28 protein-coding genes are annotated in these 23,429 nt (G+C 67.4%); 18 read left to right on the top strand and 10 right to left on the bottom strand.

What is annotated here, in order from left to right; all coding sequences use genetic code 11:
- Positions 1-4 precede the first annotated feature (4 nt).
- From ispC to GZH52_RS07430, 11 genes are all read left to right on the top strand, one after another.
- Complete coding sequence (ispC, locus tag GZH52_RS07380) at positions 5-1,183, top strand: 1-deoxy-D-xylulose-5-phosphate reductoisomerase (RefSeq protein WP_163315841.1); 1,179 nt, start codon at positions 5-7, stop codon at positions 1,181-1,183.
- The gene (rseP, locus tag GZH52_RS07385; protein ID WP_163315842.1) at positions 1,177-2,517 is read left to right on the top strand and encodes an RIP metalloprotease RseP; all 1,341 of its coding nucleotides are present in this window, start codon (positions 1,177-1,179) and stop codon (positions 2,515-2,517) included. The genes ispC and rseP overlap by 7 nt, the downstream gene beginning before the upstream one ends.
- Before the next feature lie 7 nt (positions 2,518-2,524).
- Complete coding sequence (gene bamA, locus GZH52_RS07390) at positions 2,525-4,825, top strand: outer membrane protein assembly factor BamA (protein ID WP_163315843.1); 2,301 nt, start codon at positions 2,525-2,527, stop codon at positions 4,823-4,825.
- A 15-nt stretch (positions 4,826-4,840) separates the two neighbouring features.
- Positions 4,841-5,323 carry an OmpH/Skp family outer membrane protein gene (locus GZH52_RS07395; RefSeq protein WP_163315844.1) on the top strand — a complete coding sequence of 161 codons (483 nt, stop codon included), beginning with the start codon at positions 4,841-4,843 and terminating at the stop codon, positions 5,321-5,323.
- A gap of 93 nt (positions 5,324-5,416) precedes the next feature.
- Entirely contained in the window at positions 5,417-6,472 is a 1,056-nt protein-coding gene (lpxD, locus tag GZH52_RS07400) for a UDP-3-O-(3-hydroxymyristoyl)glucosamine N-acyltransferase (RefSeq protein ID WP_163315845.1), read from the top strand.
- Positions 6,469-6,918 carry a 3-hydroxyacyl-ACP dehydratase FabZ gene (gene fabZ / locus GZH52_RS07405; protein ID WP_163315846.1) on the top strand — a complete coding sequence of 150 codons (450 nt, stop codon included), beginning with the start codon at positions 6,469-6,471 and terminating at the stop codon, positions 6,916-6,918. Before lpxD ends, fabZ begins: the two co-directional genes overlap by 4 nt.
- Positions 6,919-6,920: 2 nt before the next feature.
- Positions 6,921-7,694, top strand: coding sequence for an acyl-ACP--UDP-N-acetylglucosamine O-acyltransferase (gene lpxA, locus GZH52_RS07410; protein ID WP_163315847.1), 774 nt, complete (start codon positions 6,921-6,923; stop codon positions 7,692-7,694).
- Positions 7,695-7,696: 2 nt separating this feature from the next.
- A complete protein-coding gene (gene lpxB / locus GZH52_RS07415) occupies positions 7,697-8,857 on the top strand; it encodes a lipid-A-disaccharide synthase (protein ID WP_203525666.1) in 1,161 nt (386 codons plus the stop codon).
- On the top strand, positions 8,854-9,447 hold the full coding sequence (gene rnhB, locus GZH52_RS07420; protein WP_203525667.1) for a ribonuclease HII: 594 nt from the start codon (positions 8,854-8,856) through the stop codon (positions 9,445-9,447). The genes lpxB and rnhB overlap by 4 nt, the downstream gene beginning before the upstream one ends.
- Entirely contained in the window at positions 9,448-9,936 is a 489-nt protein-coding gene (locus GZH52_RS07425; RefSeq protein WP_163315848.1) for a DNA-deoxyinosine glycosylase, read from the top strand.
- 124 nt (positions 9,937-10,060) lie between these two features.
- Entirely contained in the window at positions 10,061-12,157 is a 2,097-nt protein-coding gene (locus tag GZH52_RS07430; protein ID WP_163315849.1) for a methyl-accepting chemotaxis protein, read from the top strand.
- Between the two features lie 37 nt (positions 12,158-12,194).
- Here the strand turns inward: GZH52_RS07430 and GZH52_RS07435 are convergent, their stop codons facing one another.
- Positions 12,195-12,410, bottom strand: a complete 216-nt coding sequence (locus GZH52_RS07435; protein ID WP_136553094.1) for an alkylphosphonate utilization protein — start codon at positions 12,408-12,410, stop codon at positions 12,195-12,197.
- A gap of 188 nt (positions 12,411-12,598) precedes the next feature.
- Between GZH52_RS07435 and GZH52_RS07440 the strand changes: the two genes are divergently transcribed.
- The 3 genes from GZH52_RS07440 (at position 12,599) to rarD (ending at position 14,760) form a co-directional block, all read left to right on the top strand.
- Positions 12,599-13,216, top strand: a complete 618-nt coding sequence (locus tag GZH52_RS07440) for a hypothetical protein (protein WP_163315850.1) — start codon at positions 12,599-12,601, stop codon at positions 13,214-13,216.
- Positions 13,217-13,290: 74 nt separating this feature from the next.
- Positions 13,291-13,803: a YgjV family protein gene (locus GZH52_RS07445; RefSeq protein ID WP_163315851.1), complete on the top strand. Its 513-nt coding sequence runs from the start codon at positions 13,291-13,293 to the stop codon at positions 13,801-13,803.
- Positions 13,804-13,809: 6 nt separating this feature from the next.
- Positions 13,810-14,760, top strand: coding sequence for an EamA family transporter RarD (rarD, locus tag GZH52_RS07450; RefSeq protein WP_163315852.1), 951 nt, complete (start codon positions 13,810-13,812; stop codon positions 14,758-14,760).
- Here the strand turns inward: rarD and GZH52_RS07455 are convergent.
- Positions 14,717-15,085 carry a hypothetical protein gene (locus GZH52_RS07455; RefSeq protein WP_163315853.1) on the bottom strand — a complete coding sequence of 123 codons (369 nt, stop codon included), beginning with the start codon at positions 15,083-15,085 and terminating at the stop codon, positions 14,717-14,719. The genes rarD and GZH52_RS07455 overlap by 44 nt on opposite strands.
- Positions 15,086-15,094: 9 nt before the next feature.
- Positions 15,095-15,517, bottom strand: a complete 423-nt coding sequence (locus GZH52_RS07460) for a DUF3617 domain-containing protein (protein ID WP_163315854.1) — start codon at positions 15,515-15,517, stop codon at positions 15,095-15,097.
- A gap of 161 nt (positions 15,518-15,678) precedes the next feature.
- Between GZH52_RS07460 and GZH52_RS07465 the strand changes: the two genes are divergently transcribed.
- Positions 15,679-15,978, top strand: a complete 300-nt coding sequence (locus GZH52_RS07465; RefSeq protein ID WP_239058050.1) for a YkgJ family cysteine cluster protein — start codon at positions 15,679-15,681, stop codon at positions 15,976-15,978.
- A 48-nt stretch (positions 15,979-16,026) separates the two neighbouring features.
- Here GZH52_RS07465 and GZH52_RS07470 read toward each other — a convergent pair whose 3' ends face one another.
- Genes GZH52_RS07470 through GZH52_RS07495 form a run of 6 tightly spaced genes read right to left on the bottom strand, consistent with a single transcriptional unit; the run spans position 16,027 to position 19,309 of the window.
- Complete coding sequence (locus GZH52_RS07470) at positions 16,027-16,788, bottom strand: peptidylprolyl isomerase (protein ID WP_163315856.1); 762 nt, start codon at positions 16,786-16,788, stop codon at positions 16,027-16,029.
- Positions 16,789-16,807: 19 nt separating this feature from the next.
- On the bottom strand, positions 16,808-17,080 hold the full coding sequence (locus GZH52_RS07475) for a BolA family protein (RefSeq protein WP_163315857.1): 273 nt from the start codon (positions 17,078-17,080) through the stop codon (positions 16,808-16,810).
- Positions 17,077-17,379 carry a YciI family protein gene (locus GZH52_RS07480; RefSeq protein ID WP_163315858.1) on the bottom strand — a complete coding sequence of 101 codons (303 nt, stop codon included), beginning with the start codon at positions 17,377-17,379 and terminating at the stop codon, positions 17,077-17,079. Before GZH52_RS07480 ends, GZH52_RS07475 begins: the two co-directional genes overlap by 4 nt.
- Entirely contained in the window at positions 17,379-17,912 is a 534-nt protein-coding gene (locus GZH52_RS07485; protein WP_163315859.1) for a septation protein A, read from the bottom strand. The genes GZH52_RS07480 and GZH52_RS07485 overlap by 1 nt, the downstream gene beginning before the upstream one ends.
- A gap of 60 nt (positions 17,913-17,972) precedes the next feature.
- Positions 17,973-18,893: an SPFH domain-containing protein gene (locus GZH52_RS07490; protein WP_163315860.1), complete on the bottom strand. Its 921-nt coding sequence runs from the start codon at positions 18,891-18,893 to the stop codon at positions 17,973-17,975.
- Positions 18,890-19,309, bottom strand: coding sequence for an NfeD family protein (locus tag GZH52_RS07495; protein ID WP_163315861.1), 420 nt, complete (start codon positions 19,307-19,309; stop codon positions 18,890-18,892). The genes GZH52_RS07490 and GZH52_RS07495 overlap by 4 nt, the downstream gene beginning before the upstream one ends.
- Positions 19,310-19,411: 102 nt before the next feature.
- On the opposite strand from GZH52_RS07495, the gene GZH52_RS07500 reads away from it, so the two are divergent.
- From GZH52_RS07500 to GZH52_RS07510, 3 genes are all read left to right on the top strand, one after another.
- A complete protein-coding gene (locus GZH52_RS07500; RefSeq protein WP_163315862.1) occupies positions 19,412-19,999 on the top strand; it encodes an IMPACT family protein in 588 nt (195 codons plus the stop codon).
- 74 nt (positions 20,000-20,073) lie between these two features.
- A complete protein-coding gene (locus GZH52_RS07505) occupies positions 20,074-21,000 on the top strand; it encodes an exopolyphosphatase (protein WP_163315863.1) in 927 nt (308 codons plus the stop codon).
- Between the two features lie 197 nt (positions 21,001-21,197).
- Positions 21,198-22,148, top strand: coding sequence for a GMP reductase (locus tag GZH52_RS07510; RefSeq protein ID WP_163315864.1), 951 nt, complete (start codon positions 21,198-21,200; stop codon positions 22,146-22,148).
- A 3-nt stretch (positions 22,149-22,151) separates the two neighbouring features.
- Here GZH52_RS07510 and GZH52_RS07515 read toward each other — a convergent pair whose 3' ends face one another.
- The gene (locus GZH52_RS07515; protein ID WP_163315865.1) at positions 22,152-23,426 is read right to left on the bottom strand and encodes an MgtC/SapB family protein; all 1,275 of its coding nucleotides are present in this window, start codon (positions 23,424-23,426) and stop codon (positions 22,152-22,154) included.
- Between the last annotated feature and the right edge of the window lie 3 nt (positions 23,427-23,429).

A 23,429-nucleotide genomic window follows, 5' to 3' on the forward strand; every position in this document is an offset into this window, starting at 1 on the left:
ATCCATGACCCTCGGCGTTACCGTATTGGGCGCGACCGGCAGTATAGGCTGCAGCACGCTCGACGTGCTCGCGCTACATCCCGAGCGCTACCACGTCGTCGCGCTGACCGGTTTCTCGCAGCTGGACAGGCTGGCCGCGCAGTGCGTGCGTTTTTCGGCCCGCTTCGCGGTCGTCCCCGACGACGCGAGCGCGCGGCGCCTGCGTACGCTGCTGGCGGAAGCCGGCTGCGTCACCGAGGTGCTCTGTGGGGAAGACGCGCTGTGCCGCGTCGCCGCCATGGACGAGACGGACGTGGTGATGGCCGCCATCGTCGGCGCCGCGGGGCTCGCGCCTTCGATGGCTGCGGTGCGCGCCGGCAAGCGCGTGCTGCTTGCCAACAAGGAGTCGCTGGTGGTCGCCGGCGCGCTCTTCATGCGCGAGGTGGCGCGCTGCGGCGCGACGCTGTTGCCGGTCGACAGCGAGCACAACGCGATCTTCCAGTCCTTGCCGGCCGCGTGGTCGGGCGACATGGCTGCTTGCGGCGTCGAGAAGCTGGTGCTGACCGCCTCGGGCGGCCCGTTCCGTACCTGGAGCGCGGATGCGATCGCAGGGGCGACGCCGGAGCAGGCGTGCGCACACCCGAACTGGACGATGGGGCGCAAGATCTCGGTCGACTCGGCGAGCCTGATGAACAAGGGGCTAGAGCTGATCGAGGCGCGCTGGCTGTTTGACGTGCCGGCCGCCGACATCGAGGTCGTCGTTCACCCGCAAAGCGTGATCCACTCGATGGTGCGCTACCGCGACGGCTCGGTGATCGCCGAGCTTGGCGAGCCCGACATGAAGACGCCGATTGCCTGCGCGCTCTCCTGGCCCGAGCGCATCAGGGCGGACGTCGCGCCGCTGGACTTCATGGCGCTCTCGGGGCTTACCTTCGAGGCGCCCGATCTTGCGCGTTTCCCTTGTCTGCGCCTGGCCTATCAGGCGCTGGAGGCGGGGGGCGACGCGACCTGCGTGCTCAACGCCGCCAACGAAGTCGCGGTCGCGGCCTTCCTCGAGCGGCGCATCCCGTTCTCCGGCATCCCCGCGCTGATCGAAGACGCGCTCGCCACGCAGGATCTCGCCGCTAGCGGCTCGGTCGACGCGCTGCTCGCGCGCGACGCCGAAGTGCGCGCGTGGGCCTTGCAACGGATTGCCGCATGCTGACCATCGTCGCCTTCCTGGTCGCGATCGGCGTGCTGGTGACCGTGCACGAATTCGGCCACTACCTGGTCGCACGCTGGTGCGGGGTGAAGGTGCTGCGCTTTTCGATCGGTTTTGGCAAGCCGATCGCGCGTTTCGTGCGCGGCGGCACCGAGTGGGTAGTCGCGCTGGTGCCGCTGGGCGGCTACGTGAAGATGCTGGACGAGCGGGAAGGGCCGGTCGACGCGGCCGAGCGCGCCCAGGCTTTCAATACCCAACCCGTGTTCAAGCGCATCGCGATCGTGATCGCCGGCCCGCTCGCCAACTTCCTGACGGCGATCGTCCTTTTTTACGCGGTGCTGTTGCCCGGCGGCGAGACGCTGGCACCGCGCGTGGGCATGGTGGTGCCGCAAAGCGCCGCGTCCGCGGCGGGCCTGTTGCCGGGGGACACCGTACGTACCGTCAACGGCGAGACGGTGGCCGACTGGGATGGCCTGCGCTCGGCGATGGCCGAGGGGGTCGGCAGCGCGGGGCGGCTCGTCATCGAAGTCGAGCGTGAGCAGCGGGTGCTCACCTTGCCGGTCGACCTCGAGCGCTTCAACCTGACACGGCTGGACGAGAAGACCGTCGGCCGGATCGGCGTGCTGCCGCAGCGCTTCCTGCCCAAGATTGCCCTTGTCGAACCCGGTGGCGCCGCCGAAAAGGCCGGGCTTGCCAAGGGGGACGTGCTCAGGACGCTGGACGGCCGTCCCGTCGCCGGTTGGGGCGAGTGGGTGGTGGCGATCCAGAACAGCCCCGGCCGGCTGATGCAGGTCGGCGTCGAGCGGGAAGGGCGCGTGCTGCAGCTTGCGCTGCGCCCGGCGTCCGTCGAGGCGGGCGGCGTCGCGCAGGGGCGGATCGGCGCCGCGCCGGCGCTTGACGAAGCGTGGCTTGCCAGCTTGCGCCGCCCGGTCGATTACGGCGTGTTTGGCTCGCTGGTGCAGGCGGTGGAGCGCACCTGGCGGATGTCGGCGCAGACCCTCAAGATGATGGGCGGCATGTTTGTCGGCCAGGTGTCGCTCGACGCGATCAGCGGGCCGCTGACCATCGCCGACTACGCCGGCAAGACCGCCAGCATGGGCTGGCAGAGCTACCTCTCCTTCATGGCAGTGATCAGCGTCAGCCTCGGGGTGCTCAACCTGCTCCCCGTACCCGTGCTGGATGGGGGGCACTTGCTGTATTATGTCGCGGAATTGGTCAGGGGGCGTCCCTTGAGCGAACGCGCCCAGCAGATCGGGCAGCGGCTGGGGCTGGCCCTGATCCTGACACTGATGATGATTGCCCTTTTTAATGATCTGGGCCGAATGCTCGGAGGCTGATAATCGAATGAAATCCAAAACGCTCGTTGCCGCGCTCGCGCTGGCGTTCGCCGCCGCCGGCGCCCACGCCGACGGCAGTTTCGTGATCAAGGACATCCGGGTCGAAGGGCTGCAGCGTACCGAACCGGGCACGGTGTTCAGCTACCTCCCCGTCAAGGTCGGCGACACCTTCGACCAGCAAAAGGCGTCCGAGGCGATCAAGTCGCTGTTCGCGACCGGCTTCTTCAACGACGTGCGTGTCGAGCACGAGGGTGACGTGGTGATCGTCGCCGTATCCGAACGCCCGGTGGTCGCGCAGCTGACCGTCGACGGCGCCAAGGAATTCGACAAGGAACAACTGAAGAAGGCGCTGAAGGAAAACGGCCTCGCCGACGGGCGCATCTTCGACCAGGCGCTGCTCGACCAGGCGGTGCAGGAACTCAAGCGCCAGTACTACAGCCGCGGCAAATACTCGGTCGAGATCTCGCCGACCGTCACCCGCCTCGACCGCAACCGCGTCGCGGTGCGGCTGGACATCACCGAAGGCGTGACCGCCAAAATCCGCTCGATCAACATCGTCGGCGCGCGCGACTTCGACCAGGACACGCTGCTCGAGGAGTTCTCGCTCGCGCCGTCCGGCTGGATGAGCTGGATCGCGCGCGACGACCAGTACTCCAAGCAGAAGCTGTCGGCCGACCTCGAGAAGCTCAAGGCCTTCTACCAGAATCAGGGTTACGCCGAATTCAATATCGAGTCGACGCAGGTGTCGATCAGCGCGGACAAGCAGGACGTCTACCTGACCGTCAACGTCACCGAGGGCAAACCGTTCAAGGTCGGCAAGACCAAGCTGGCGGGCGACCTCAAGGTGCCCGAGGCGGACCTGCTGCCGCTGGTGACGGTGAAGGAGGGCGAATTGTTCGCCCGCGAGAAGGTCAACGACACCGTCGCCGCGATCTCCGACAAGCTGGGCGCCGAAGGCTACGCGTTTGCCAACGTCAACGTGGTGCCGGAACTCGACCGCGAGCGCCAGGTGGTCGGGCTGACCTTCTTCGTCGACCCGGGCCGCAAGACCTATGTACGCCGCGTGAGCATCGCCGGTAACACCCGCACCCGCGACGAGGTGATCCGCCGCGAACTGCGCCAGCTCGAAGCCGCACCCTACGATTCGGCGGCGATCAAGCGCAGCAAGGAACGCCTCGAGCTGCTCGGCTACTTCGACACCGTCAACATCGAGACGCCGCCGGTGGCCGAGACCGCCGACCAGGTCGACATGAACATCTCGGTCAAGGAGCGCCCGACCGGCAGCATCCAGGCCGGTGTCGGCTTCGTGCAGGGCGAAGGCCTGCAGCTGTCCGCCTCGGTGTCGCAAAGCAACGTGTTGGGTTCGGGCAAGTCGGTCGCCGTCGCCTTCTCCAACGGCAAATCGAACAAGCAGGCGTCGATCTCGTTCACCGACCCGTACTTCACGCCGGACGGCGTGAGTCTGGGTTACGACCTCTACCACCGCGTGTACGACCCGGACGCGGTCGACCAGAGCCGCTACAAGAGCAAGACCACCGGTTTCGGCCTGCGCATGGGCGTGCCGCTGACCGAGTACGACCGTGTGAATCTTGGCCTTGGTGCGGAAAACACCAAGCTCACCCTGTTCGACGACAGCCCGAACCGCTACAAGGAGTTCGTCGAGGAGTACGGCTCGGACAACACCACGCTGACCGGTAGCGCCAGCTGGGGTCGCGACACCCGTGACAGTGCGCTTTGGCCGACCCGCGGCGGCGTACTCGGCACCCGCCTGGAGGCGGGCCTGCCCGGCGGCGACATCCAGTTCTACCGTGTCACCGGCAACGCGACCTGGTTCTACCCGCTGTCCAAGACTTTCGTGCTGGCGACCAGTGCCGAGGCGGGCTTCGTCAACGGTTACGGCAAGACGCCGGACGTGCCGTTCTTCCAGAACTTCTACCTGGGCGGTATCGGCTCGGTGCGCGGCTTCGACAATGGCTCGTTGGGCCCAAGCGCCGACGACGACAACGACGGCGAGACCGATTACCTCGGCGGTACCCGCAAGGTCAACGGCAGCGTCGAGTTGCTGTTCCCGTTCCCGGGCATGAAGGACAACCGCTCGGTGCGCACCAGCGTGTTCTTCGACGCGGGTACCGTGTGGGACCCGAAGGAAGCCGGCGGTGCGTCCGACTACCTGCGTTACTCGACCGGCTTGGCGCTGGCGTGGCTGTCGCCGGTCGGCCCGATGAAGTTCAGTTACGCGTTCCCGCTGAAGAAGGAAGAGGGCGACAAGCTGCAGCGCTTCCAGTTCACGCTGGGAACCGTGTTCTAAGCAAGGAGAGGCCAGATGAAAAAGCATGTGCTGCTGCTCATGGCCGCGCTGGGCGCGGCGATGCCGGCACTGGCGGCCGAGTTCAAGTTCGGCTACGTGAAGATCGAGCGCATCTACAGCGAATCGGCGCCGGCGCAGGCCGCGCAGAAGAAGCTCGAGCGCGAATTCGCGCCACGCGAGACCGAGCTCAAGCGGATGGCGGAGCGTGCGAAGGCCCTGCAGGCGCAGCTTGGCAAGAAGGCGGACGAGGCGACACGGCGCGCGCAGGAGCGCGAGCTCTCCGCGCTCGAGCGCGAGTACCAGGCCAAGCTGCGCGAATTCCGCGACGATTTGAACCAGCGCCGCAACGAGGAGTTCGCGTCTGTGCAGGAGCGGGCCAACCGCATCGTGCGCCAGATCGCCGAGCGCGAGCAGTACGACCTGATCCTGCAGGACGCGGTCTACGTGAACCCCAAGCTCGACATCACGCCCAGGGTGCTCAAGGAACTCGAACGCTGAGCGGCCTTTATGAGCGGCCTTTATTCGTGACCACAGCCCGCCATTGGCGGGCTTAACAGCGAGAGCCGACGCAAGTCGGCTTTGTTGCGCAAGATGAAACTGACCGAAATCATCGCCGCCCTGGGCGGCGAACTCATGGGGGACGACCGCGAGGTCGCACGCCTCGCGCCGCTCGCAGGCGCCGGCGCAGGCGAAATTACCTTTCTCGCCAACCCCAAGTACCGCAAGGACCTCGACGCGTCGGACGCCTCGTGCGTGATCGTGCGCGAGGACATGCAAGAGGCCGCCGCGCGGGCTGGGCGCAGCCTGATCGTGGCCGCCAACCCCTACCTGTACTTTGCGCGCGTCGCCGCCTTGCTGAACCCGGCGCCCGAGGCGCAGGGCGGTGTTCACCCGAGTGCGGTGGTCGACGAGACGGCTTGCATCGCGGCGTCCGCCGAGATCGGCGCCAATGTGGTGATCGGGGCGCGTGCCGTCATCGGCGAGCGCTGCCGCCTCCTGCCCGGTGCCGTCGTCGGCGACGGCGTGAGCATCGGCGACGACACCACGCTCTACGCCAACGTGACGGTCTACCATGGCTGCGTGATCGGCTGTCGCGTCGGCATCCACTCGGGTTCCGTGATCGGCGCCGACGGCTTCGGTCTCGCCTGGGACAAGGACCACTGGTTCAAGATCCCGCAGACCGGCCGCGTGGTGATCGAGGACGACGTCGAAATCGGCGCCAACACCACCATCGACCGCGGCGCGCTCGCCGATACCGTGATCCGCCGCGGCGCCAAGATCGACAACCTGGTGCAGATCGCGCACAACTGCGAGATCGGCGAACACACCGCGATCGCCGGCTGCACCGGCATCGCCGGGTCGACCCGCGTCGGCGCGCGCTGCACGCTGGGCGGCGCGGTGATGATGGTCGGCCATATCGAGATTGCCGACGGCACCCATATCGGCGGCGGCACGCTGGTTTCCAAGTCGATCAAGAAACCCGACAACTACGCGTCGAGCTACCCGATGTCGACCGCCAAAGAGTGGATGGCCAACGCCGTCCACCTGCGCCACCTGGACGCGCTCGCCAGCCGCATCAAGTCGCTCGAGAAGCGTCTGGCTGCCGAGCCGGCCCCCACTACATCGCAACAAGGAAAAGAACAATGAACGAAGCCGTGACCATCGACGTGCGCGAGATCATGCGCCACCTGCCGCACCGCTACCCCTTCTTGCTGGTCGACCGCGTGGTCGACTTCGAGGCGAACACCCGCATCCGCGCGATCAAGAACGTGACCATCAACGAGCCGTTCTTCGTCGGCCATTTCGCCGACTACCCGGTGATGCCGGGCGTCTTGATCATCGAGGCGCTGGCGCAGGCGGCCGGCATCCTGTCGATCAAGAGCGCGGGCGGCCGCGCCGAAAACGAGCTGTATTTCTTCGTCGGCATCGACAACGCGCGCTTCAAGCGCCAGGTGGTGCCGGGCGACCAGCTCGTGTTCGAGGTCGAGCAGCTGCAGGCCAAGCGCGGCATCGCCAAGTACAGCGCGCGCGCGCTGGTCGACGGCCAGGTCGCGTGCGAGGCCGAGATCATGTGCGCGAAGCGGGAGGTGTAAGCATGGCCATCCACCCGACAGCGATCGTCGACGCGCGCGCCAAGATCGCCGACGACGTCGAGATCGGCGCGTACTCGATCATCGGCCCGGACGTCGAGATCGGCGCCGGCAGCTGGGTCGGCCCGCACGTGGTGATCGAGGGGCATACCCGCATCGGCCGCGGCAACCGCATCTTCCAGTTCTGCTCGCTGGGTGCCGCCCCGCAGGACAAGAAGTACGCGGGCGAGCCGACCCGCCTCGAGATCGGTGACAACAACACCATCCGCGAATTCTGCACCTTCAACCTGGGCACCGCGCAGGACATCGGCGTCACCCGCGTCGGCGACGACAACTGGATCATGGCCTACGTGCACCTCGCGCACGACTGTCAGGTCGGCAACAAGACCATCTTCGCCAACAACACCACGCTGGCGGGCCATGTGCACGTCGGCGACTGGGTGATCCTGGGTGGCTTCACCAGCGTGCACCAGTTCACCGTGATCGGCGAGCACGCGATGACCGCGTTCGCCAGCGCCGTGACGCAGGACGTGCCGCCGTTCGTGATGGCAGCCGGCAACCGCGCCGAGCCTGCGGGCATCAACAGCGAAGGCCTCAAGCGCCGCGGCTTCTCGCCCGAGGCGATCCGTGCGGTGAAGAACGCGTACAAGGCACTGTACCGCAAGGGCCTGACGCTGGACGAGGCCAAGGCCGAGATCGGCGCATTGACGGCGGCCCAGCCGGAACTTGCCGCGTTCGACCGCTTCTTCGCGCAATCGGCGCGCGGGATCATCCGCTGACGATGCCGCTCTTTGAGAAAGCGGGCGCGCTGAAGGTCGCGATGGTCGCGGGCGAGGCGTCCGGCGACGTGCTGGGCGCGCACCTGATCGACGCGATCCGCGCGCGGCACCCGCACGCCGAGTTCGCCGGCATCGGCGGGCCGCGCATGGTCGCGCGCGGCCTGAAGACGCAGGTGCCGCAGGAGCGCCTCGCGGTGCGCGGCTACCTCGAGGTGCTGCGCCGCCTGCCCGAACTGCTGGGCATCCGCCGCCGCCTGAAAAGGACGCTGATCGCCGAGCGCCCGCAGGTGTTCGTCGGCATCGACGCGCCGGACTTCAACCTGGGGCTTGAAAAAAAGCTCAAGGCAGCCGGCATCCCGACCGTCCACTACGTGAGCCCGTCGGTGTGGGCGTGGCGGCCCGAGCGCGTCGCGCGCATCGGCGAGTCGGTATCGCGCATGCTGTGCCTGTTCCCGATGGAGCCGCCGCTTTACGAGAAGTACGGCGTGCCGGTGACCTTCGTCGGCCATCCGCTCGCGCACGAGGTGCCGATGGTGCCCGACGCGCGCGCGATGCGCGAGCAACTGGGCTTGCCGCGGGAGGCGCCGGTGTTCGCGCTGTTGCCGGGCTCGCGGGTGTCCGAGCTCGACTACATGGCGCCGCCCTACCTTGCCGCCGCACGACTACTGCTGGCCGAGTTTCCCGACGCGACCTTCCTGGTGCCGCTGGCCACCCGCGCGACGATGGCGCGCTTTGACGAGATCGTCTCGCGCTGCAAGGCGCACGACTTGCCGATCAGGAAGCTGATCGGCCACGCGCAGATGGCGATGATCGCGAGCGACGTGGTGCTGGTCACCAGCGGCACGGCGACGCTGGAAGTCGCGCTGACCAAGCGGCCGATGGTGATCGCGTACAAGCTCTCTGCGCTGACCTACCGCATCGTCAAGCGCAAGATCCGCCTGCCGTGGGTCGGGCTGCCCAACATCCTCGCCGGCCGCTCGCTGGTACCGGAGCTGCTGCAGCACGACGCGACGCCCGAGAAGCTCGCCGCCGAAGTGTCGCGGATCTGGCACGACAAGGCCTACCAGGCCGAGCTCAACGCCGAGTTCACCGCCTTGCACCAGAGCCTGCTCGCCGACACCGACCAGCTTGCCGCCGGCGCGGTGCTGGAGGTCGCCCGATGAGCGCCATCCTGATCGCCGGTGTGGACGAGGCGGGCAGGGGGCCGCTGGCCGGCAGCGTGGTCGCCGCCGCGGTCATCCTCGACCCCGCGCGGCCGATCGCGGGGCTCGCCGACTCCAAGAAGCTGTCCGAGGCGAAGCGCGACGCGTTGGCGCCCCTGATCCGCGAGCGCGCGCTCGCCTGGTGCGTCGCCGAGGCGAGCGCCGCCGAGATCGACACGCTGAACATCCTGCAGGCGACCATGCTGGCGATGCGGCGCACCGTCGAGGGCCTGAGCGTCACGCCCGGCGAAGTGCTGATCGACGGCAACCGCGTGCCCAAGGGCCTCTTGGTGCCCGCGCGCGCCATCGTCAAGGGCGACGCGCTGGAGCCTGCAATCTCGGCGGCGTCCATCCTCGCCAAGACGGTGCGCGACGCGCAGTTGCTGGCACTGGATGCGCGTCACCCCGGCTACGGTTTCGCCCGCCACAAGGGCTACCCGACGCCCGAGCACCTGGCGGCGATCGAGCGGCTGGGGGTCTTGCCCGAGCACCGCAAGAGTTTCGCGCCGGTGCGCCGCCTGCTGGATGCGGCGCAGGGGTCGCTGTTCTGAATGCGCAAGCACTGTTTCGAGCCGGTCGTCGACGCGCATACCCGCGTGCTGGTGGTGGGCTCCTTGCCGGGCGACGCGTCGCTCTCTGCCGCCGAGTATTACGCACACCCGCGCAACGCGTTCTGGCCGGTCATGGCCGCGCTGACAGCCAGCCCCGACCTTGCGGCCCGCCCTTATGCCGAGCGTCTGGCGTGTTTGCTCGCGCACGGGGTCGGCCTGTGGGACGTGGTCGGCAGCGCCAGGCGGTCGGGCAGCCTGGACGCGGCCTTGCGCGACGTCGAGGCCAACGATCTTGCCGCGCTGTGCGTGCGCCTGCCGGCGCTCGTCGCGGTCGCGTGCAACGGCGCGGCCGCGTACGCGCGTGCCCGGCGGCAGCTGGCCCAGACGATTCCCTGCATCGCGCTGCCGTCGACCAGCCCCGCGCACGCTCGCCCCTTCGCCGAAAAGCTCGCCGCGTGGCAGCAGGGGCTTGCCCCGCTGTTGGGCTAATGCCTTCTGGAATTGATTACAGGCAAATATTAATGTATTTGCCCGGCTCGCTTCGGCGGCTATCTATATAATCCCCTTTAAATAATCAGGGTTTGCTGCAACGCAAGATAGATAGGGGTCGCCTGTGAAAATCAACCAGCCTGTCACCCAGAACCGGGTGCCGTTTCCTGCAGAGTGTTATCTGGTCTCCAAGACCGACCTTAAAGGCGTCATCACCTACGCCAACGACGCCTTTGTCGAGGTCAGCGGCTTTACCCGGGACGAGCTGATCGGCAAGAGCCACAACATCGTCCGCCACCCGGACATGCCGCCGCAGGCGTTTACCGATTTGTGGGCGACGGTGAAAACGGGGCATCCATGGCGCGGCCTCGTCAAGAACCGCTGCAAGAACGGTGACTATTACTGGGTCGAGGCCTTCGTCGTCCCGGTCAAGCGTGACGGGCAGGTGACCGGCTACATGTCGGTGCGCACGCCGCCGGCCGAAGCGGCGGTGGCCGACGCCGAAACCGCCTACGCGCGGCTGCGCGCCGAGCCGAAGCGGCCCTTGCCCAGGCAGAAACGCTTCTGGTCCGACCTGGGCTTGAAGGCGCGGGTGTGGGGCGCGATGGGGGTGGTACTGCTGGTCTGTGCGGGAGCCGCCATGCAGGGCATTTTTACCCTCGAGCGCAACCAGCGCGAAATGGCTGGGTTGTACGAGCAGGAAATGCTCCCGGCGATGCAGGTAAGCCGGGTGATGTTCCTGCTCTCCGACAATCGCTCGCAGATGATGCTTGCGTTGCAGCACGACCCGGCTTCGGCCGCCGCGCCCCTGCACGAGCACGAGGTCGGCATGCATGTGGAAGCCACGCTGGCCAACCGCGCCAAGATCAACGAGACGCTCAAGCAACTGGGCGAGCTGAAGTTGTCGGGTGACGAGTTGCGCATGCTGGAGGCTTTCGCGACGACGCGCGAGCGCTTCTCCAAGGAGGGCATCAGCGTGATGCGCGATCTGGTCAAGGCCGGCCAGTTCGCCGAGGCGAACAAGGTGCTGCTGCAGAGCGTCAACCCGCTGTACGCGCAGATGCAAAAGGACGGACAGGCGCTGATCGATACCTTCAGCCACCATGCGAACGGACGCTACGGGGAGGCAGCTGCCGCGAACGCCACCGCGCTTTGGCTGCAGCTGGGCGCACTATTGGGTGCGGTGCTGGTCGCGCTGATCTCGGGCCTCTTGCTGGCGCGCTCGATTGTCGTACCGATCCGCCGGGTGATGGGCTTCTTCGACCGCATCGCCGAAGGCAAGCTGACCGACCGCATCGAGATCGACGGCCGCAACGAAACCGGCGTGCTGCTGGCGAACCTCGCGGTGATGCAGGCGACGCTCAAGGCGATGCTCGACGAAATCAACGCCAGTGCCCGCCAGATCAACGCGCGCTGCGCCTTGCTGGACACGCGTACCGACGAGGTGGTCACGCAGTCAAGCCAGCAGCAGGGCGACGCCGTCGCGGTCGCGGCGGTGACCGAAGAATTCACGCAGTCGGTGCAGGAGGTCGCGCACCACGCGGGCGACGCGGCCGCAGCGGCGCAGCGTACACTCGACCAGGTGCGGCAGACCCGCGAGAGCATCGGTCAGGGGATGGCCGCGACCGAGCGCGTGGTGGTCGCGGTGGATGCGTCCAGCCGCACCATCGAGCGTCTGAACCAGTCGATCGAGCGCATCGGCGACATGACGCAGGTGATCGCCGAGATCGCCAGCCAGACCAACCTGCTCGCGCTTAATGCCGCGATCGAGGCGGCGCGCGCGGGCGAGCAGGGGCGCGGCTTTGCGGTGGTCGCCGACGAAGTGAGGAAGCTTGCCGAGCGCACCACCACCTCGACCGGCGAGATCGGGCATACCGTCAAGGAGATCGAGCAGGTGACGCAGGAAGCGGTCGCGGCGATGGAGGAGGCGGTGCGCGAGGTCAATGCCGGCATCGGCGGCCTGCGCACGAGCGTGGGCGAGCTGGCCGGGGTGACCAGCGCGTCCGAGCAGGTGACGCAGATGGCCGAGCAGATTTCGGCGGCAGCCAGCCAGCAGGGCGTGGCCAGCGAGGATGTCGCGCAGAGCATGCAGCGGATCAGCCAGCTGATCGAATCGAACACGCAGACCGTGCATCAGGCCAAGCACGAGGCCGACCAGGTGCGCGTGCAGGCGAAGGTGCTGCAAAAACTGATCGGCGAGTTCAAGCTGCACGAGCGTTAAGCGCTGCGGCCCCGGCGGCGTTCGCCGCCGGGGGGGCTTACCCCTTCTTCAGGAAGCAGGTCTTCAGCATCAGGCCCTTGATCTTGTCGTTGCGGCACTCGACATGCTCGTCGTCGTCCTCGCTGACGCGGATGTTCTTGAACACGGTGCCGCGCTTGATCACTGCCGACGAACCCTTGACCTTCAGGTCCTTGATCACCGTTACCGTGTCGCCGCTTTGCAGCAGGTTGCCGTTGCTGTCACGAATGTCCATTGTCTTTGCCTCGGGAGTTGTTGAGGCTTCATTATAAATAAGAGCGGTGGACTTTACGGGTTATTAGTCTATTTAGTTATATTTTATGCGCGGCGGGCAGGGCGGACGCTTGCCGCATGGTCCGGAGCGGACAGTGCGGGGGCGTTTGCCTTATCATGCCGGCCTGTCCTTGAAACGCGGGAACCCTCATGAGTGAACAAACGGCCGGTCAACGGCAAGCGTGGCGCGCGGCTTGCGCGCTCTCGGACGCGCTGCGCGAGCGGCTGCCGGCGGCCATCGGCGCGCAAAAGGGGCTGAAGACCGGCAAGCTCCTCTACGAAGTGCAGAAAATCGGCGGCGAGCAGGTCGCGCTCGCGCTGAGCGTGCCCCTGATGGCGCGTGAAAACCGCCGCGACGTCGAAGTCGCGTGGATCAATGTTCAGGTGAGCGTCGCCGGCAACGGCTTGCCGCTGACGGCCGGCGGCGACCCGGTGGGCGAAGCCGTCGTGCACGTCGCGCACTGGGCGTGCGAGTTCAGCTTCGAGTACGACGCGTACATCGGCTTCCCGGCGACGGCATGGCAGCCGTGGGCGGCGATCGAGGGCGGCCGTGTGCGCTGGGAGGAGTCCGAGTCGCCGTACGGCGACGAATGGCTGTACACGCTGCCGCTGGCGGCGCTCTCCGACGCTTCTGCGATCGACGCGCTGATCGTGGCGCCGGTGCTCGCGGGCCTGACCCGCGGCGAGTGTGCCTACCCGCTGCCAGGGCAGTTGTCCTATGTTGCCGTGGCGACGGAAGACGGCACCGACCTGCGCGTCGACGCCTGAACCTGCGCGCCATGCGTGCGGCATGGCGGTGGTGGTGCTAAGATCGCAAGCATTTGCCCTGTTTTTCCGCCGCCATGACCCCGTTCCTGTTGTCGCAGCTGTGCATCGCGCTGGCCATGTGCTTCGACGCGATGACTTTCCAGTTCCGCTTGCGCCGCCACGTGGTGTACTGCCTTGTCTGCGCCAACGTGCTGATCGGCGCGCACTTCGGCCTGCTCGGACACTGGACGGCGCTGCTGATGATGGTGCTCGCCGCCACGCGCAACCTGGTCAGCCTGCGCGGGCCGTCGCGTCGCCTGATGTGGGGGTTTGTCGCGTTAACGCTCCTTGCGGTCGCCGTCACCTGGGCCGGTCCCTTGAGCCTGTTGGGCGGCGCTGCCGCGCTATTGCCCAACTTCGCGATGTTCAGCCGCTCCGACAAGCGCATGCGCGTGCTGATCATGGCCAGCACGCTGATCTGGATCGCGCATAACGCGGCGATCGGCTCGCCGATGGCGGTGCTGATGGAGGTGCTGTTCCTCGCCGGCAACCTGGTCGGCTACTACCGTTTCTACCTGCGTGGCCAAAGGCCACGCGTTTCCACCTGATACACGATGAATCAGACTTCCGGCGTTCCCCTGGCGGGGATCGCGCTCTCCGTATCGGCCTCGGTGCTGTTCGCGGTGCTCTCGGGCTACACCCTGCTGCTCGCACCGCTCTCCGGCCTTTCCATCTTCGCGTGGCGCGTGGTGTTCACCGTGCCCGGTGCCTTGCTGCTTTTGCACGTTCGCCGGCAGTGGCCGGCGTTTTCGGCGCTGCTCGCGCGTTTTTGCAGCGAGCCGCACCTGTGGTGGGCGCTGCCTGCGCTCGCCGCGCTGTTCGGCGTGCAGCAATGGCTGTTCATGTGGGCACCGGTCAACGGCGAGGCGATGTCGGTGGCGATGGGCTACTTCCTGCTGCCGCTGACCATGGTGCTGTTCGGCCGCGTGCTCTACCGCGAGCACCTGTACCGCATGCAGTGGCTGGCGGTCGCCTGCGCGCTCGCGGGCGTACTGCACGAATTGTGGCTGACTCGGGCGCTCTCGTGGCCGACGCTGGTGGTCGCGCTGGGCTACCCGCCTTATTTCGTGCTGCGCCGCTGGGTGAAGCTCGAGCCCTTGACCGGCTTCACGCTCGAGATGCTGCTGCTGTTGCCGTTTGCCCTGTGGATGCTGAGGCTGGAAGGCCCGGCGAGCATCGCCGTACTCGAGCACGGCCGCTTCTGGCTGCTGCTGCCGGGGCTGGGGCTGATCAGTACCGTCGCGCTATTGTGCTACCTCGCGTCGAGCCGGCTGTTGCCGCTGGGGATGATGGGGATTCTGGGTTACGTCGAGCCGGTGCTGCTCTTCATGCTGGCGATCACGGTGATGGGCGAGCCGATGTCGCCGGCGCGCCTCTTGACCTACGGCCCGATCTGGCTGGCGGTCGCGCTGACGGTGCTGCATATCGCGCACCGCCAGCGACTCTTCAGCCCGGACCGTCTTATTGCCAGGGGTGTCCTTCGAGGTAGGCGGCGATCTGGCTGATGTCGGCCGCGGTCGGTTGGCGGATCTGGCCGCCGGCCTTTTGCATGTAAGCCTGCATGTGCTTGAGAATGCCCGGCCACGCCAGGGGCGGTTCGCGCCCCGGCAGCGGCGCGCGGTGGCACTGGCCGCAGTACTCGCCGGCGAGCCGCGCACCCGCCGAGAGGTCGCGCCCGGCTAGCGGCGCCGGGGCGTTGCCCATCATGCCGTCCATCATGGCGCTGTTCATCATGGGCATGGCTTGCCCGCCCGGCGCCGCCGGCCCCGCGTTGGCGGTGAGCGCCGCGAGCATGGCCGCGCAGGCGAAGAGCGCTTTTGCTTTTTTCATCATGCCTCCTCAGGGCTTCGGGCAGGTGCCGACGCGTTTGGCCTGGTAGCGGTGGGTCAGCGTCATCGGCTTGCCGTCGACCGTCTGGGTGAAGCTCGCGCCGCCGCTGTAGGAATCCGGCCCGTAGCGGATTTCGCCTTGCGCGCTCATGCGGCCCTGCTTGTTGTCGCAATGCATGCGCCAGCGGGTGATGTCGCCGTCACGGCGGCTGTCGTCGAGCGTGCAGCCTTGCATCTGCGGCAGCGGGTGCTCGGTCTTGGCGAGTTGCTCGGCGGTGAAGCACTGCTCGACGCGCATCGGCGGGATGGGGCCGGGGTGGCCCGGCATGGTCACTTCGGTGGTGATCTGCCACAGGCCGGGCTGCATGGTCGGGGCGGCGTGCACGGCGCCGGCAAGGGCGGCGGCGATCAGGGCGGGGACGAGGGCGCGCATGGTCTTCTCCTGGTGGTTGACCTACACGGTATGGGTGCCGACTAGCCGGTTGTCAAACTTGCCCGGCTGAAAAACCCCTATTGCATACCACTTGTATTGGCATGGCATTTTTATAGAATATGCGGCGGTTTCGTTTTTGCTTTTGAACGATGTCGCTGTGCATGACTTGTGGCGCGTGCTGCGCCAGTTTCCGGGTGTCCTTTTACTGGGCGGAAGCCGACGACGGTGGCGGCACGGTGCCGGCCGCACTGACCGAGCCGCTCGACCCTTGGCGGCGCTGCATGGCCGGTACCTGGTCGGACGCGCCGCGGTGCGCCGCGCTGCAAGGCGAAGTCGGCCAGCGTGCAGGCTGCGCGATCTACGCGCAGCGCCCGTCGGTGTGCCGGCAACTGGAGGAGGGTAGCGCGCAGTGCCAAAAGGCCCGCGCACGCTGGCGCCTGGTGGCGCTTGAACCTGCCTGAACGACAAAACCGCCCCGAGGGGCGGTTTTAGCTTGAGGTGCGATCCGCTTACTGGGCGATCTGCGCCTTGGCCTTCAGCGACTGGATGTACGCCTCGACCATCTGGCCCTGCACGCGCTGGGTCAGTTGCGGGCGGATCGATTCCAGCGGCGGCAGCGACTCTTCCTTCACGTCCTCGAGCTGGATTACGTGGTAGCCGAAGTCGGTCTTCACCGGCGTCGCGGTGACCTGGCCCTTGGAGAGCTTGGCGAGCGCGTCGCCGAACGGCTTCACGTACACGTCCGGGGCGCTCCAGCCCAGTTCGCCGCCTTGCTGCGCGCTGCCCGGGTCCTGCGACTTTTCCTTCGCCAGTTGCGCGAACGGCTTGCCCTTGCGCAGCGCGTCGATCACCGCGTTCGCCTCGGCCTCGCTCTTGACCAGGATGTGGCGTGCCTTGAACTGCTTCTTGGCCGGCATCTGCGCCTTCAACGCGTCGTATTCGGCACGCAGCTTGGCGTCGGTTACCGGGTTGCGCTTCACATGGTCGCGCAGCAGCGCGTCGGCCAGCGTCATCGCCTGCAGGTTCTCCAGCTGGGCGCGCACCGCCGGCTGCTTGTCGATGCCGCGTTTGAGCGCTTCCTGGCGCAGCACTTCGGCGGTGACCAGCTGGTCGACCACTTGTTGCGGCGCGGCCTGTCCCCCTTGCGCCTGCATCATCTCGCCGGCGGCGCGGATGCGTTCCGGGCTGATCGCCTGGCCGTTGACCGAAGCGGCAAAGGCCTGGCCGGACAGCATGGCCGCGAGGGCCAGCGCGAGCGTGGTTTTCTTCATGTGTGTTCCTGCTTTCTTGTTATCGGGGTGTGGATTCGTCGGGCGTGTGCGCGCTGATCGCCAGCGCGTGGATGCGCCCCTGCATCAGCTCGGCGAGTGTGGCGTACACCAGACGGTGGCGCGCGACGCGCCCGAGCGTTTCGAACGCGCTGCTGACGATGGTCAGCCGGTAGTGGCCGCCGTCGCGTGCGCCGGCGTGGCCGGCGTGCCGTGCGCTCTCGTCGTCGATTTCGACGAGGGTCGGCGACAGCGCGGCGAGCCGTTCGTGCATCAGGCTGACGGTGTCGCTCATGCGGGCAGTACCCGTTTGAACGGTTGCACTTCGACACGGGCGTAGACGCCGGCCGCCACGTACGGGTCGGCGCTTGCCCACGCCTGCGCGTCGGCGAGCGACGCGAATTCGGCGACGATCAGGCTGCCTGCGAAGCCGGCGGGGCCGGGGTCGGCCGCGTCGATCGCCGGGCAGGGGCCGGCCAGCACCAGGCGTCCCTCGTCCTGCAGGGCGGTCAGGCGCGCGAGATGTGCCGGACGCGCCGCGAGGCGGTTTTCCAGCGAACCGGGCACGTCGATGCCGTGGATCATGTAAAGCATTATTCCTTGTTCTCCATATGGCGCGTGAGGTAGAGGCTCTGTGCGACGACAAAGCCGAACATCAGCCCCATGCCGCCGAACAGCTTGAAATTGACCCAGGTCTCTTCGCTGAAGCTGAACGCGACCCACAGGTTGAGCGTGCCCATGAACGCGAAGAAGGCGATCCACGCGAGGTTGAGCCGCGTCCATACCGCGTCGGGCAGGGTCACCTGTTCCTTCATCAGCGCGCGGATGCCGTTCTTGCCGGCGAACTGGCCCAACAGCAGGCCGCCGCCCATCGCCCAGTAGAGCAGGGTCGGCTTCCACATGATGAACTGCTTGTCGTGCAACAAGAGTGTCGCGCCGCCGAGCACCACGATCAGTGCGAGGCTGACCCATTGCATGGTGTCGACCTTGCGGTGGCGGAAGTAGGCGTAGCCCACGGCGATGGCGGTCGCGACGATGGCGACGGCCGTCGCGCTGAAGATGTCGCGGGTGAACCAGTAGGTGGCGAAAAAGAGGAGGACGGGGAGCAGGTCGGAGAGTATTTTCATTCCGGCGATTATGTGGTCATGGGCCGCGTGTGACAAGGCGCGCGGCCGCGGGTTCAACGTTCAGCGGGCATCCGGGCGGTCGGTCTTGCGGATCACCGACAGGGCGGTGGCGACGGTGCTGGCGATGTCGCCCGCGTTGGCCGGCAGCAAGAGCGTGTTGCCTTCCTTGGCCAGCTTGGCGAAGGCGTCGACGTACTGTTCGGCGACCTTCAGGTTGACCGCCTCGATGCCGCCGGGCGTGGCGATCGCGGTGCCGACGGTGGTCAGCGCGTGCGCGGTCGCGTCGGCGACCAGGCGCAGCGCCTCGGCTTCGCCCTGCGCGGTGTTGATCGCCGCCTGCCGCTCGCCCTCGGACTTCTGGATCGCCGCCTCGCGCTGGCCGGTGGCGATATTGATCTGCTCCTGCTTGCGCCCCTCGGACGCGGCGATCAGCGCGCGCTTCTCGCGCTCGGCGGTGATCTGGGCCTGCATCGCGTGCAGGATCTCCTGCGGCGGCACCAGGTCCTTGATCTCGTAGCGCAAAACCTTCACGCCCCAGCTGACCGCCGCCTCGTCCAGCGCGGCGACCACCGACGCGTTGATCTCGTCGCGCTCCTCGAAGGTCTTGTCCAGTTCCATCTTGCCGATCACCGAGCGCAGCGTGGTCTGCGCAAGCTGGGTGATCGCCATGATGTAGTCGCTCGAGCCGTAGCTCGCGCGTTGCGGGTCGGTCACCTGGAAGTACAGGATGCCGTCGACCTTGAGCTGGGTGTTGTCCTTGGTGATGCAGATCTGGCTGGGCACGTCCAGCGGGATCTCCTTCAGGCTGTGCCGGTACGCGACGCGGTCGACAAAGGGGATGATGATGTTGAGCCCGGGCGAGAGCACCGCGTGGAAGCGGCCGAGCCGCTCGATGACCTGCGCGCTTTGCTGGGGGACGACGCGCACGGCCTGCAAGACGAAGACGAGGGCGGCGACAAGCAGGATGAGGCTGGTGATCATGGCTTGGACTCCGGGGTTTGCGGGCGGATGAGCAGGAGGTTGCCGTCGCGGCCGACGATGCGGGCGTAGGGGCCGTCGCCGGGGCCGCCGTCGGCGGTTCTGGCCTGCCACAGCGCGCCGCGGTAGCGTACCGTCGCGTACGATTCCTGCCAGTTGACGACCTCGACGCGCTCGCCGATGTCCAGGTCGTCGGCAGCGGGTGCGTGGCGCGGTTTCCTGCGCTTGAGCAATACCAGCACGCCGAGCAAGGCGGCGGCGCTCGCGCCGATGAGCTGCACGATGAGGCTGGCGCCGGCGAAGGCGAGCACGGCGCCGCAGGCGAAGGCGGCGGCGAAGACCAGCAGGTAGAAGGTGCCGGTAAGGAACTCGCCGATCAGCGCGGCGAGCGCGAGGCTGAGCCAGATTCCGGGTGTCATGTCTGTCGCGCGCGAAGGGATGACAGTATTGTGGACTGCGCCATCCGCTGCGGCAATCACCGCGTTTGGGGGTGTGCGCTTTTGCGCGATAGACTCCCGGCCATGCAAGAAATCATGGTGCCTGGCGAGGCCGAAATCGAAATCCGCCACAGCCGCTTCATCGGCTACCTCAGCAAGGTGGCTTCGCGCGCCGACGCGCAGGCCGCCCTCGCCGACATCCGTGCACGGCATCCCGGTGCACGCCATGTGTGCTGGGTACTGCTCGCCGGCGGCGAGTCGGGCATGCACGACGACGGCGAGCCCGCCGGCACCGCCGCGCGGCCGATCTACCTCGTGCTGCAGCACCACGCGCTCGTCAATGTGCTGGCGGTGGTGGTGCGCTACTTCGGTGGCGTGCGCCTGGGCGCCGGCGGCCTAGTGCGCGCGTATACGCAGGCGACAGTCGCCGCGCTGGGCAACGCGCGCATCGAACCCGTGCGTGCACAAAGCACGCTGACCCTGCGTAGCCCGTTCGCGCTGGAAGACAGGCTGCGCCGCTACTGCGCACGCAACGGGGGTGAAATCGTGTCGGCCGACTACGGCGAGGCGGTCGTGTTGTCGGTGCGGGTGGCTGCCGATGAGGTGCCGCGCTATCGCCAAGACTTGCCCGACGTGTTTGCCGGTGCCGTCGAGTTTGTGGACTCGCCTTGAATCCTGCGCGCGCTTTCGCCATGATTTCTGGATAAAGAGGGCGCTCCCAAACGCGCAGCGCCCCGGAGGAGACCATGCCGCGCTGCCGCCTGCTGACCCGCGCCGACTTTGACGGGCTCGCTTCGGCGATCCTGCTCGAAGCGCTGACCGTGACCGACCGTTTCGATTTCGTGCACGCCGCCGACGTGCGTAGCGGCAAGCTGCGCCCGGGCCCGGGCGACGTCACCGTCAACCTGCCCTGCGTGGCGGACGTGCGCCTCGCCTTCTCGCGCGAGCCTTGTGCGGGCACGTCGGACGCGTGGGTGGTCGACCCGGCCGCGCCTTCTTGTGCGCGGCTGATCTGCCGGCATTTCGACGTCAGCCCCGAAGGGCTGGGGGTCGATGTGGCGCTCATCGACGCGGTCGACCAGGCGGTCGCAGGCGATCTTGGCGTTGCCGACGTGCTCAACCCGCAAGGCTGGCTGCTGCTGGATGCGATCACAGACGCGCACAGCGGGCTGGGGCGGTTGCACCACTTCGCGGTCGGCAACCTCGCGCTGATGCGCGCGCTGGTCGCGTATTGCCGCGACCATACCCTGTCCGAGGTGCTCAACCTGCCGGATGTGGCCGAGCGCGTCGAGGCGCTGCGCGGCGCGCAGGCCGCCGCGCGCGAGCAGATCCTGCGCTGCGCGCGCGTGTTCGGCGACTGCGTGCTGGTCGACTTGCGCGCCGAGGCGGTCATCCATCCGGCGAGCCGCTACCTTGTGTACGCGCTGTTTCCGGCGGCGAGGTTCGCGCTGTCGGTGTACTGGGGGCGGCAGGGTGCCAACACGGTGCTCGCGCTGGGCCGTTCGATCTTCGCGCCGGGTGGCGGGCGCGACGTGGCGGCGCTGCTCACGCGCTTTGGTGGTGGCGGGCACGTGGCCGCCGGCAGCTGCCAGGTCAGCAACGCCGACGCCGACCAGGTGCTGGCGCGGCTGCTGATGTCGCTCGACACCGGCGGCGGGATGGCGCTTGCATAATTTGACGTGATGAATCTTGATTTGAAGAAAACAGGTTGACGCGGCAAGCGAGCGCGCGTTATGGTTGTCGGGAATTGTGCTTGCGCGCCCCAAGGGCGGCGCAGGGGAAGTTGCAAACGGGCGCCGGGGTCGGCGCCCGTTTCTTTATGGGGCCCCCGTTTTTTTGAATCCCGTTACTTACCCTGAGGCATTGCAGCATGATCAAGACCGAACTGAACTACGGCGACGTGTACCTGGTACCGAAGAAGACCATCGTCGACTCCCGCAAGGATTGCGACACCTCGGTCGCCTTCGGGCCGCACCGCTTCGCGATGCCGGTCTACCCCTCGAACATGAAGAGCGTGGTCAACGAAGAGACCTGCGAGCTGTTCGCGCGCCAGGGCTGGTTCTACACCATGCACCGCTTCAACGTCGACGTGGTCGCCTTCGTGCGCCGCATGCAGTCGCAGGGCCTGATCGCGTCGATCAGCATGGGTGTCAACGAAGACTCGTACCAGCAGGTCGCCGACCTCAAGGCGGCCGGCCTCACCCCCGAATACATCACCCTAGACATCGCCAACGCCTGGTGCGTGAAGGCCGAGCGCATGATTACCCACCTGAAGGAAGCGTTCCCGCAGAGCTTCCTGATCGGCGGCAACGTCGCCACCGCCGAGGCCGCGCGCGACCTGGAAGCGTGGGGCTGCGACGCGATCAAGGCCGGCATCGCCGGCGGGCGCGTGTGCATTACCAAGAACAAGACGGGTTTTCACCGCCCGATGATCTCGACGGTCAGCGACTGCGCGGCCGCGGTGCAGATCCCGGTGATCGCCGACGGCGGCATCGTCGAGCACGGCGACATCGCCAAGGCGCTGGTGTGCGGCGCGACCATGGTGATGGCAGGCTCGATGTTCGCGGGCTTTGACGAGTCGGCGGGCGACCTCGTCGAGATCGGCGGCAAGCTCTACAAGGAATACTTCGGCAGCGCGTCGCAGTTCAACAAGGGCGCCTACGTGAACGTCGAGGGCAAGAAGATCCTGGTCGAGTACAAGGGCGCGATCGGCAAGCTGCTGGCCGAGCTGACCGAAGACTTGCAGTCGTCGGTCAGCTACGCCGGCGGCCGCGACTTGTCGGCGCTGCGTGGCGTCGAAATGATCACCGTCCCGCGCTGACCATCAGGTGAAGGCCAGCCCCGCGAGCATGCCGGCGACGGTGCCGGCAAACGCGGGCAGGCAGCGGCGGGCGAGCGCGGGCCCGCCGATGCTCGCGATGATGCCGAACTTGAACGCGGTGTTGGCGAGCACGGCAAGTACCGCAGCGACGGCGAGGCTCTCAAGCGAAATCTGGCCGCGGGCGAGCATCTGGTAGAGGGCGAGGGTGATCGCGTCGACGTCGTTGACGCCGGTCACCAGCGCGACGACGTACACGCCCTTGCTGCCGAACAGGTCGTTCAGCCACGCCGACGCGATCAGCACCAGCGCGAACACCGCGGCAAACCCCAGCGCCAGCTTCAACTGGGTCGGGTTCTGCAGTTCGAGTTCGGCGCGCCCCGAGCCGTCCTTGGGCGCCGACCACAGCGTGTACGCGGCGCCGGCGAGCCCCAGCGCGAGCGCCGGCAGCATCAGCCGCGCCATGGTCGGCAAGGCGGGGGGCATCACCAGCGCTGCGACCAGCGTCAGCCTGGCGAACAGCACCAGGTTGGCCAGCACGATCACGCTGGCGGCCACCGCCAGCGAAGCGGGGCGCTCGCGGGCCTGGCGTGCGAACACCAGTGTCGTCGCCGTCGACGACACCACCCCGCCCATCAGCCCGGTCAGCGGCGCGCCGTAGCGCGAGCCCAGCACCTTCAGCGCGAGGTAGCCGGCGAGGCCGACGCCGACGATCAGCACCACCAGCAGCCACACCTTGTACGGGTTGAACGCGCCGTACGGGCCGAAGCGCGCGTCCGGCAGCAAGGGCAGCACGACGAAGGTCAGCGCGCAGAACTGGATGATGGATAAGAGGTCGCGCCGCGACAGCCCGTGCGACATGCCGGAGAGTTCGCGCTTCAGATACAGCAGCAAGGTGGTGAGCACGCCCAGCGCAATCGCGAGCTGCGCCTCGCCCAGCCAGATCAAGACGCCCAGCCCGTAACAGATCAGAAGCGCCATCTGCGTGGTGGTGCGCGGCTCGCGCAGCGCCTCGCGCGGGGCGGGCAAAAAACCCAGGGCGCCGGCGAGTGCGAGACCGACCGCCGGCAGCCAGGCAGCGGCGAAGGTGGTGCCGAGCATCGCGAGCAGGGTACCCAGCAGCGCGGTCAGCGCGAAGGTGCGGATGCCGGCGATGTCGGCCTTGCGCTCGCGCTCGACGCCGATCAGAAGGCCGATCGCGATGCTGGTCAGGAATTCGGGCAGCGCCGCGAACGGCGTGCCCTCGAAGCGCAGCCAGGCCGAGAAATCCCACTCGCCCATGGC

The organism is Crenobacter caeni (genome assembly GCF_010435965.1).
Taxonomy (GTDB): Bacteria; Pseudomonadota; Gammaproteobacteria; order Burkholderiales; family Chromobacteriaceae; genus Craterilacuibacter; species Craterilacuibacter caeni.

Coding starts and splice junctions, on each gene's coding strand:
- ispC (WP_163315841.1), top strand. CDS start 5: ATGACCCTCGGCGTTACCGTATTGGGCGCGACCGGCAGTATAGGCTGC.
- rseP (WP_163315842.1), top strand. CDS start 1,177: ATGCTGACCATCGTCGCCTTCCTGGTCGCGATCGGCGTGCTGGTGACC.
- bamA (WP_163315843.1), top strand. CDS start 2,525: ATGAAATCCAAAACGCTCGTTGCCGCGCTCGCGCTGGCGTTCGCCGCC.
- GZH52_RS07395 (WP_163315844.1), top strand. CDS start 4,841: ATGAAAAAGCATGTGCTGCTGCTCATGGCCGCGCTGGGCGCGGCGATG.
- lpxD (WP_163315845.1), top strand. CDS start 5,417: ATGAAACTGACCGAAATCATCGCCGCCCTGGGCGGCGAACTCATGGGG.
- fabZ (WP_163315846.1), top strand. CDS start 6,469: ATGAACGAAGCCGTGACCATCGACGTGCGCGAGATCATGCGCCACCTG.
- lpxA (WP_163315847.1), top strand. CDS start 6,921: ATGGCCATCCACCCGACAGCGATCGTCGACGCGCGCGCCAAGATCGCC.
- lpxB (WP_203525666.1), top strand. CDS start 7,697: ATGCCGCTCTTTGAGAAAGCGGGCGCGCTGAAGGTCGCGATGGTCGCG.
- rnhB (WP_203525667.1), top strand. CDS start 8,854: ATGAGCGCCATCCTGATCGCCGGTGTGGACGAGGCGGGCAGGGGGCCG.
- GZH52_RS07425 (WP_163315848.1), top strand. CDS start 9,448: ATGCGCAAGCACTGTTTCGAGCCGGTCGTCGACGCGCATACCCGCGTG.
- GZH52_RS07435 (WP_136553094.1), bottom strand. CDS start 12,410: ATGGACATTCGTGACAGCAACGGCAACCTGCTGCAAAGCGGCGACACG.
- GZH52_RS07440 (WP_163315850.1), top strand. CDS start 12,599: ATGAGTGAACAAACGGCCGGTCAACGGCAAGCGTGGCGCGCGGCTTGC.
- GZH52_RS07445 (WP_163315851.1), top strand. CDS start 13,291: ATGACCCCGTTCCTGTTGTCGCAGCTGTGCATCGCGCTGGCCATGTGC.
- rarD (WP_163315852.1), top strand. CDS start 13,810: ATGAATCAGACTTCCGGCGTTCCCCTGGCGGGGATCGCGCTCTCCGTA.
- GZH52_RS07455 (WP_163315853.1), bottom strand. CDS start 15,085: ATGAAAAAAGCAAAAGCGCTCTTCGCCTGCGCGGCCATGCTCGCGGCG.
- GZH52_RS07460 (WP_163315854.1), bottom strand. CDS start 15,517: ATGCGCGCCCTCGTCCCCGCCCTGATCGCCGCCGCCCTTGCCGGCGCC.
- GZH52_RS07465 (WP_239058050.1), top strand. CDS start 15,679: ATGACTTGTGGCGCGTGCTGCGCCAGTTTCCGGGTGTCCTTTTACTGG.
- GZH52_RS07470 (WP_163315856.1), bottom strand. CDS start 16,788: ATGAAGAAAACCACGCTCGCGCTGGCCCTCGCGGCCATGCTGTCCGGC.
- GZH52_RS07475 (WP_163315857.1), bottom strand. CDS start 17,080: ATGAGCGACACCGTCAGCCTGATGCACGAACGGCTCGCCGCGCTGTCG.
- GZH52_RS07480 (WP_163315858.1), bottom strand. CDS start 17,379: ATGCTTTACATGATCCACGGCATCGACGTGCCCGGTTCGCTGGAAAAC.
- GZH52_RS07485 (WP_163315859.1), bottom strand. CDS start 17,912: ATGAAAATACTCTCCGACCTGCTCCCCGTCCTCCTCTTTTTCGCCACC.
- GZH52_RS07490 (WP_163315860.1), bottom strand. CDS start 18,893: ATGATCACCAGCCTCATCCTGCTTGTCGCCGCCCTCGTCTTCGTCTTG.
- GZH52_RS07495 (WP_163315861.1), bottom strand. CDS start 19,309: ATGACACCCGGAATCTGGCTCAGCCTCGCGCTCGCCGCGCTGATCGGC.
- GZH52_RS07500 (WP_163315862.1), top strand. CDS start 19,412: ATGCAAGAAATCATGGTGCCTGGCGAGGCCGAAATCGAAATCCGCCAC.
- GZH52_RS07505 (WP_163315863.1), top strand. CDS start 20,074: ATGCCGCGCTGCCGCCTGCTGACCCGCGCCGACTTTGACGGGCTCGCT.
- GZH52_RS07510 (WP_163315864.1), top strand. CDS start 21,198: ATGATCAAGACCGAACTGAACTACGGCGACGTGTACCTGGTACCGAAG.
- GZH52_RS07515 (WP_163315865.1), bottom strand. CDS start 23,426: ATGGGCGAGTGGGATTTCTCGGCCTGGCTGCGCTTCGAGGGCACGCCG.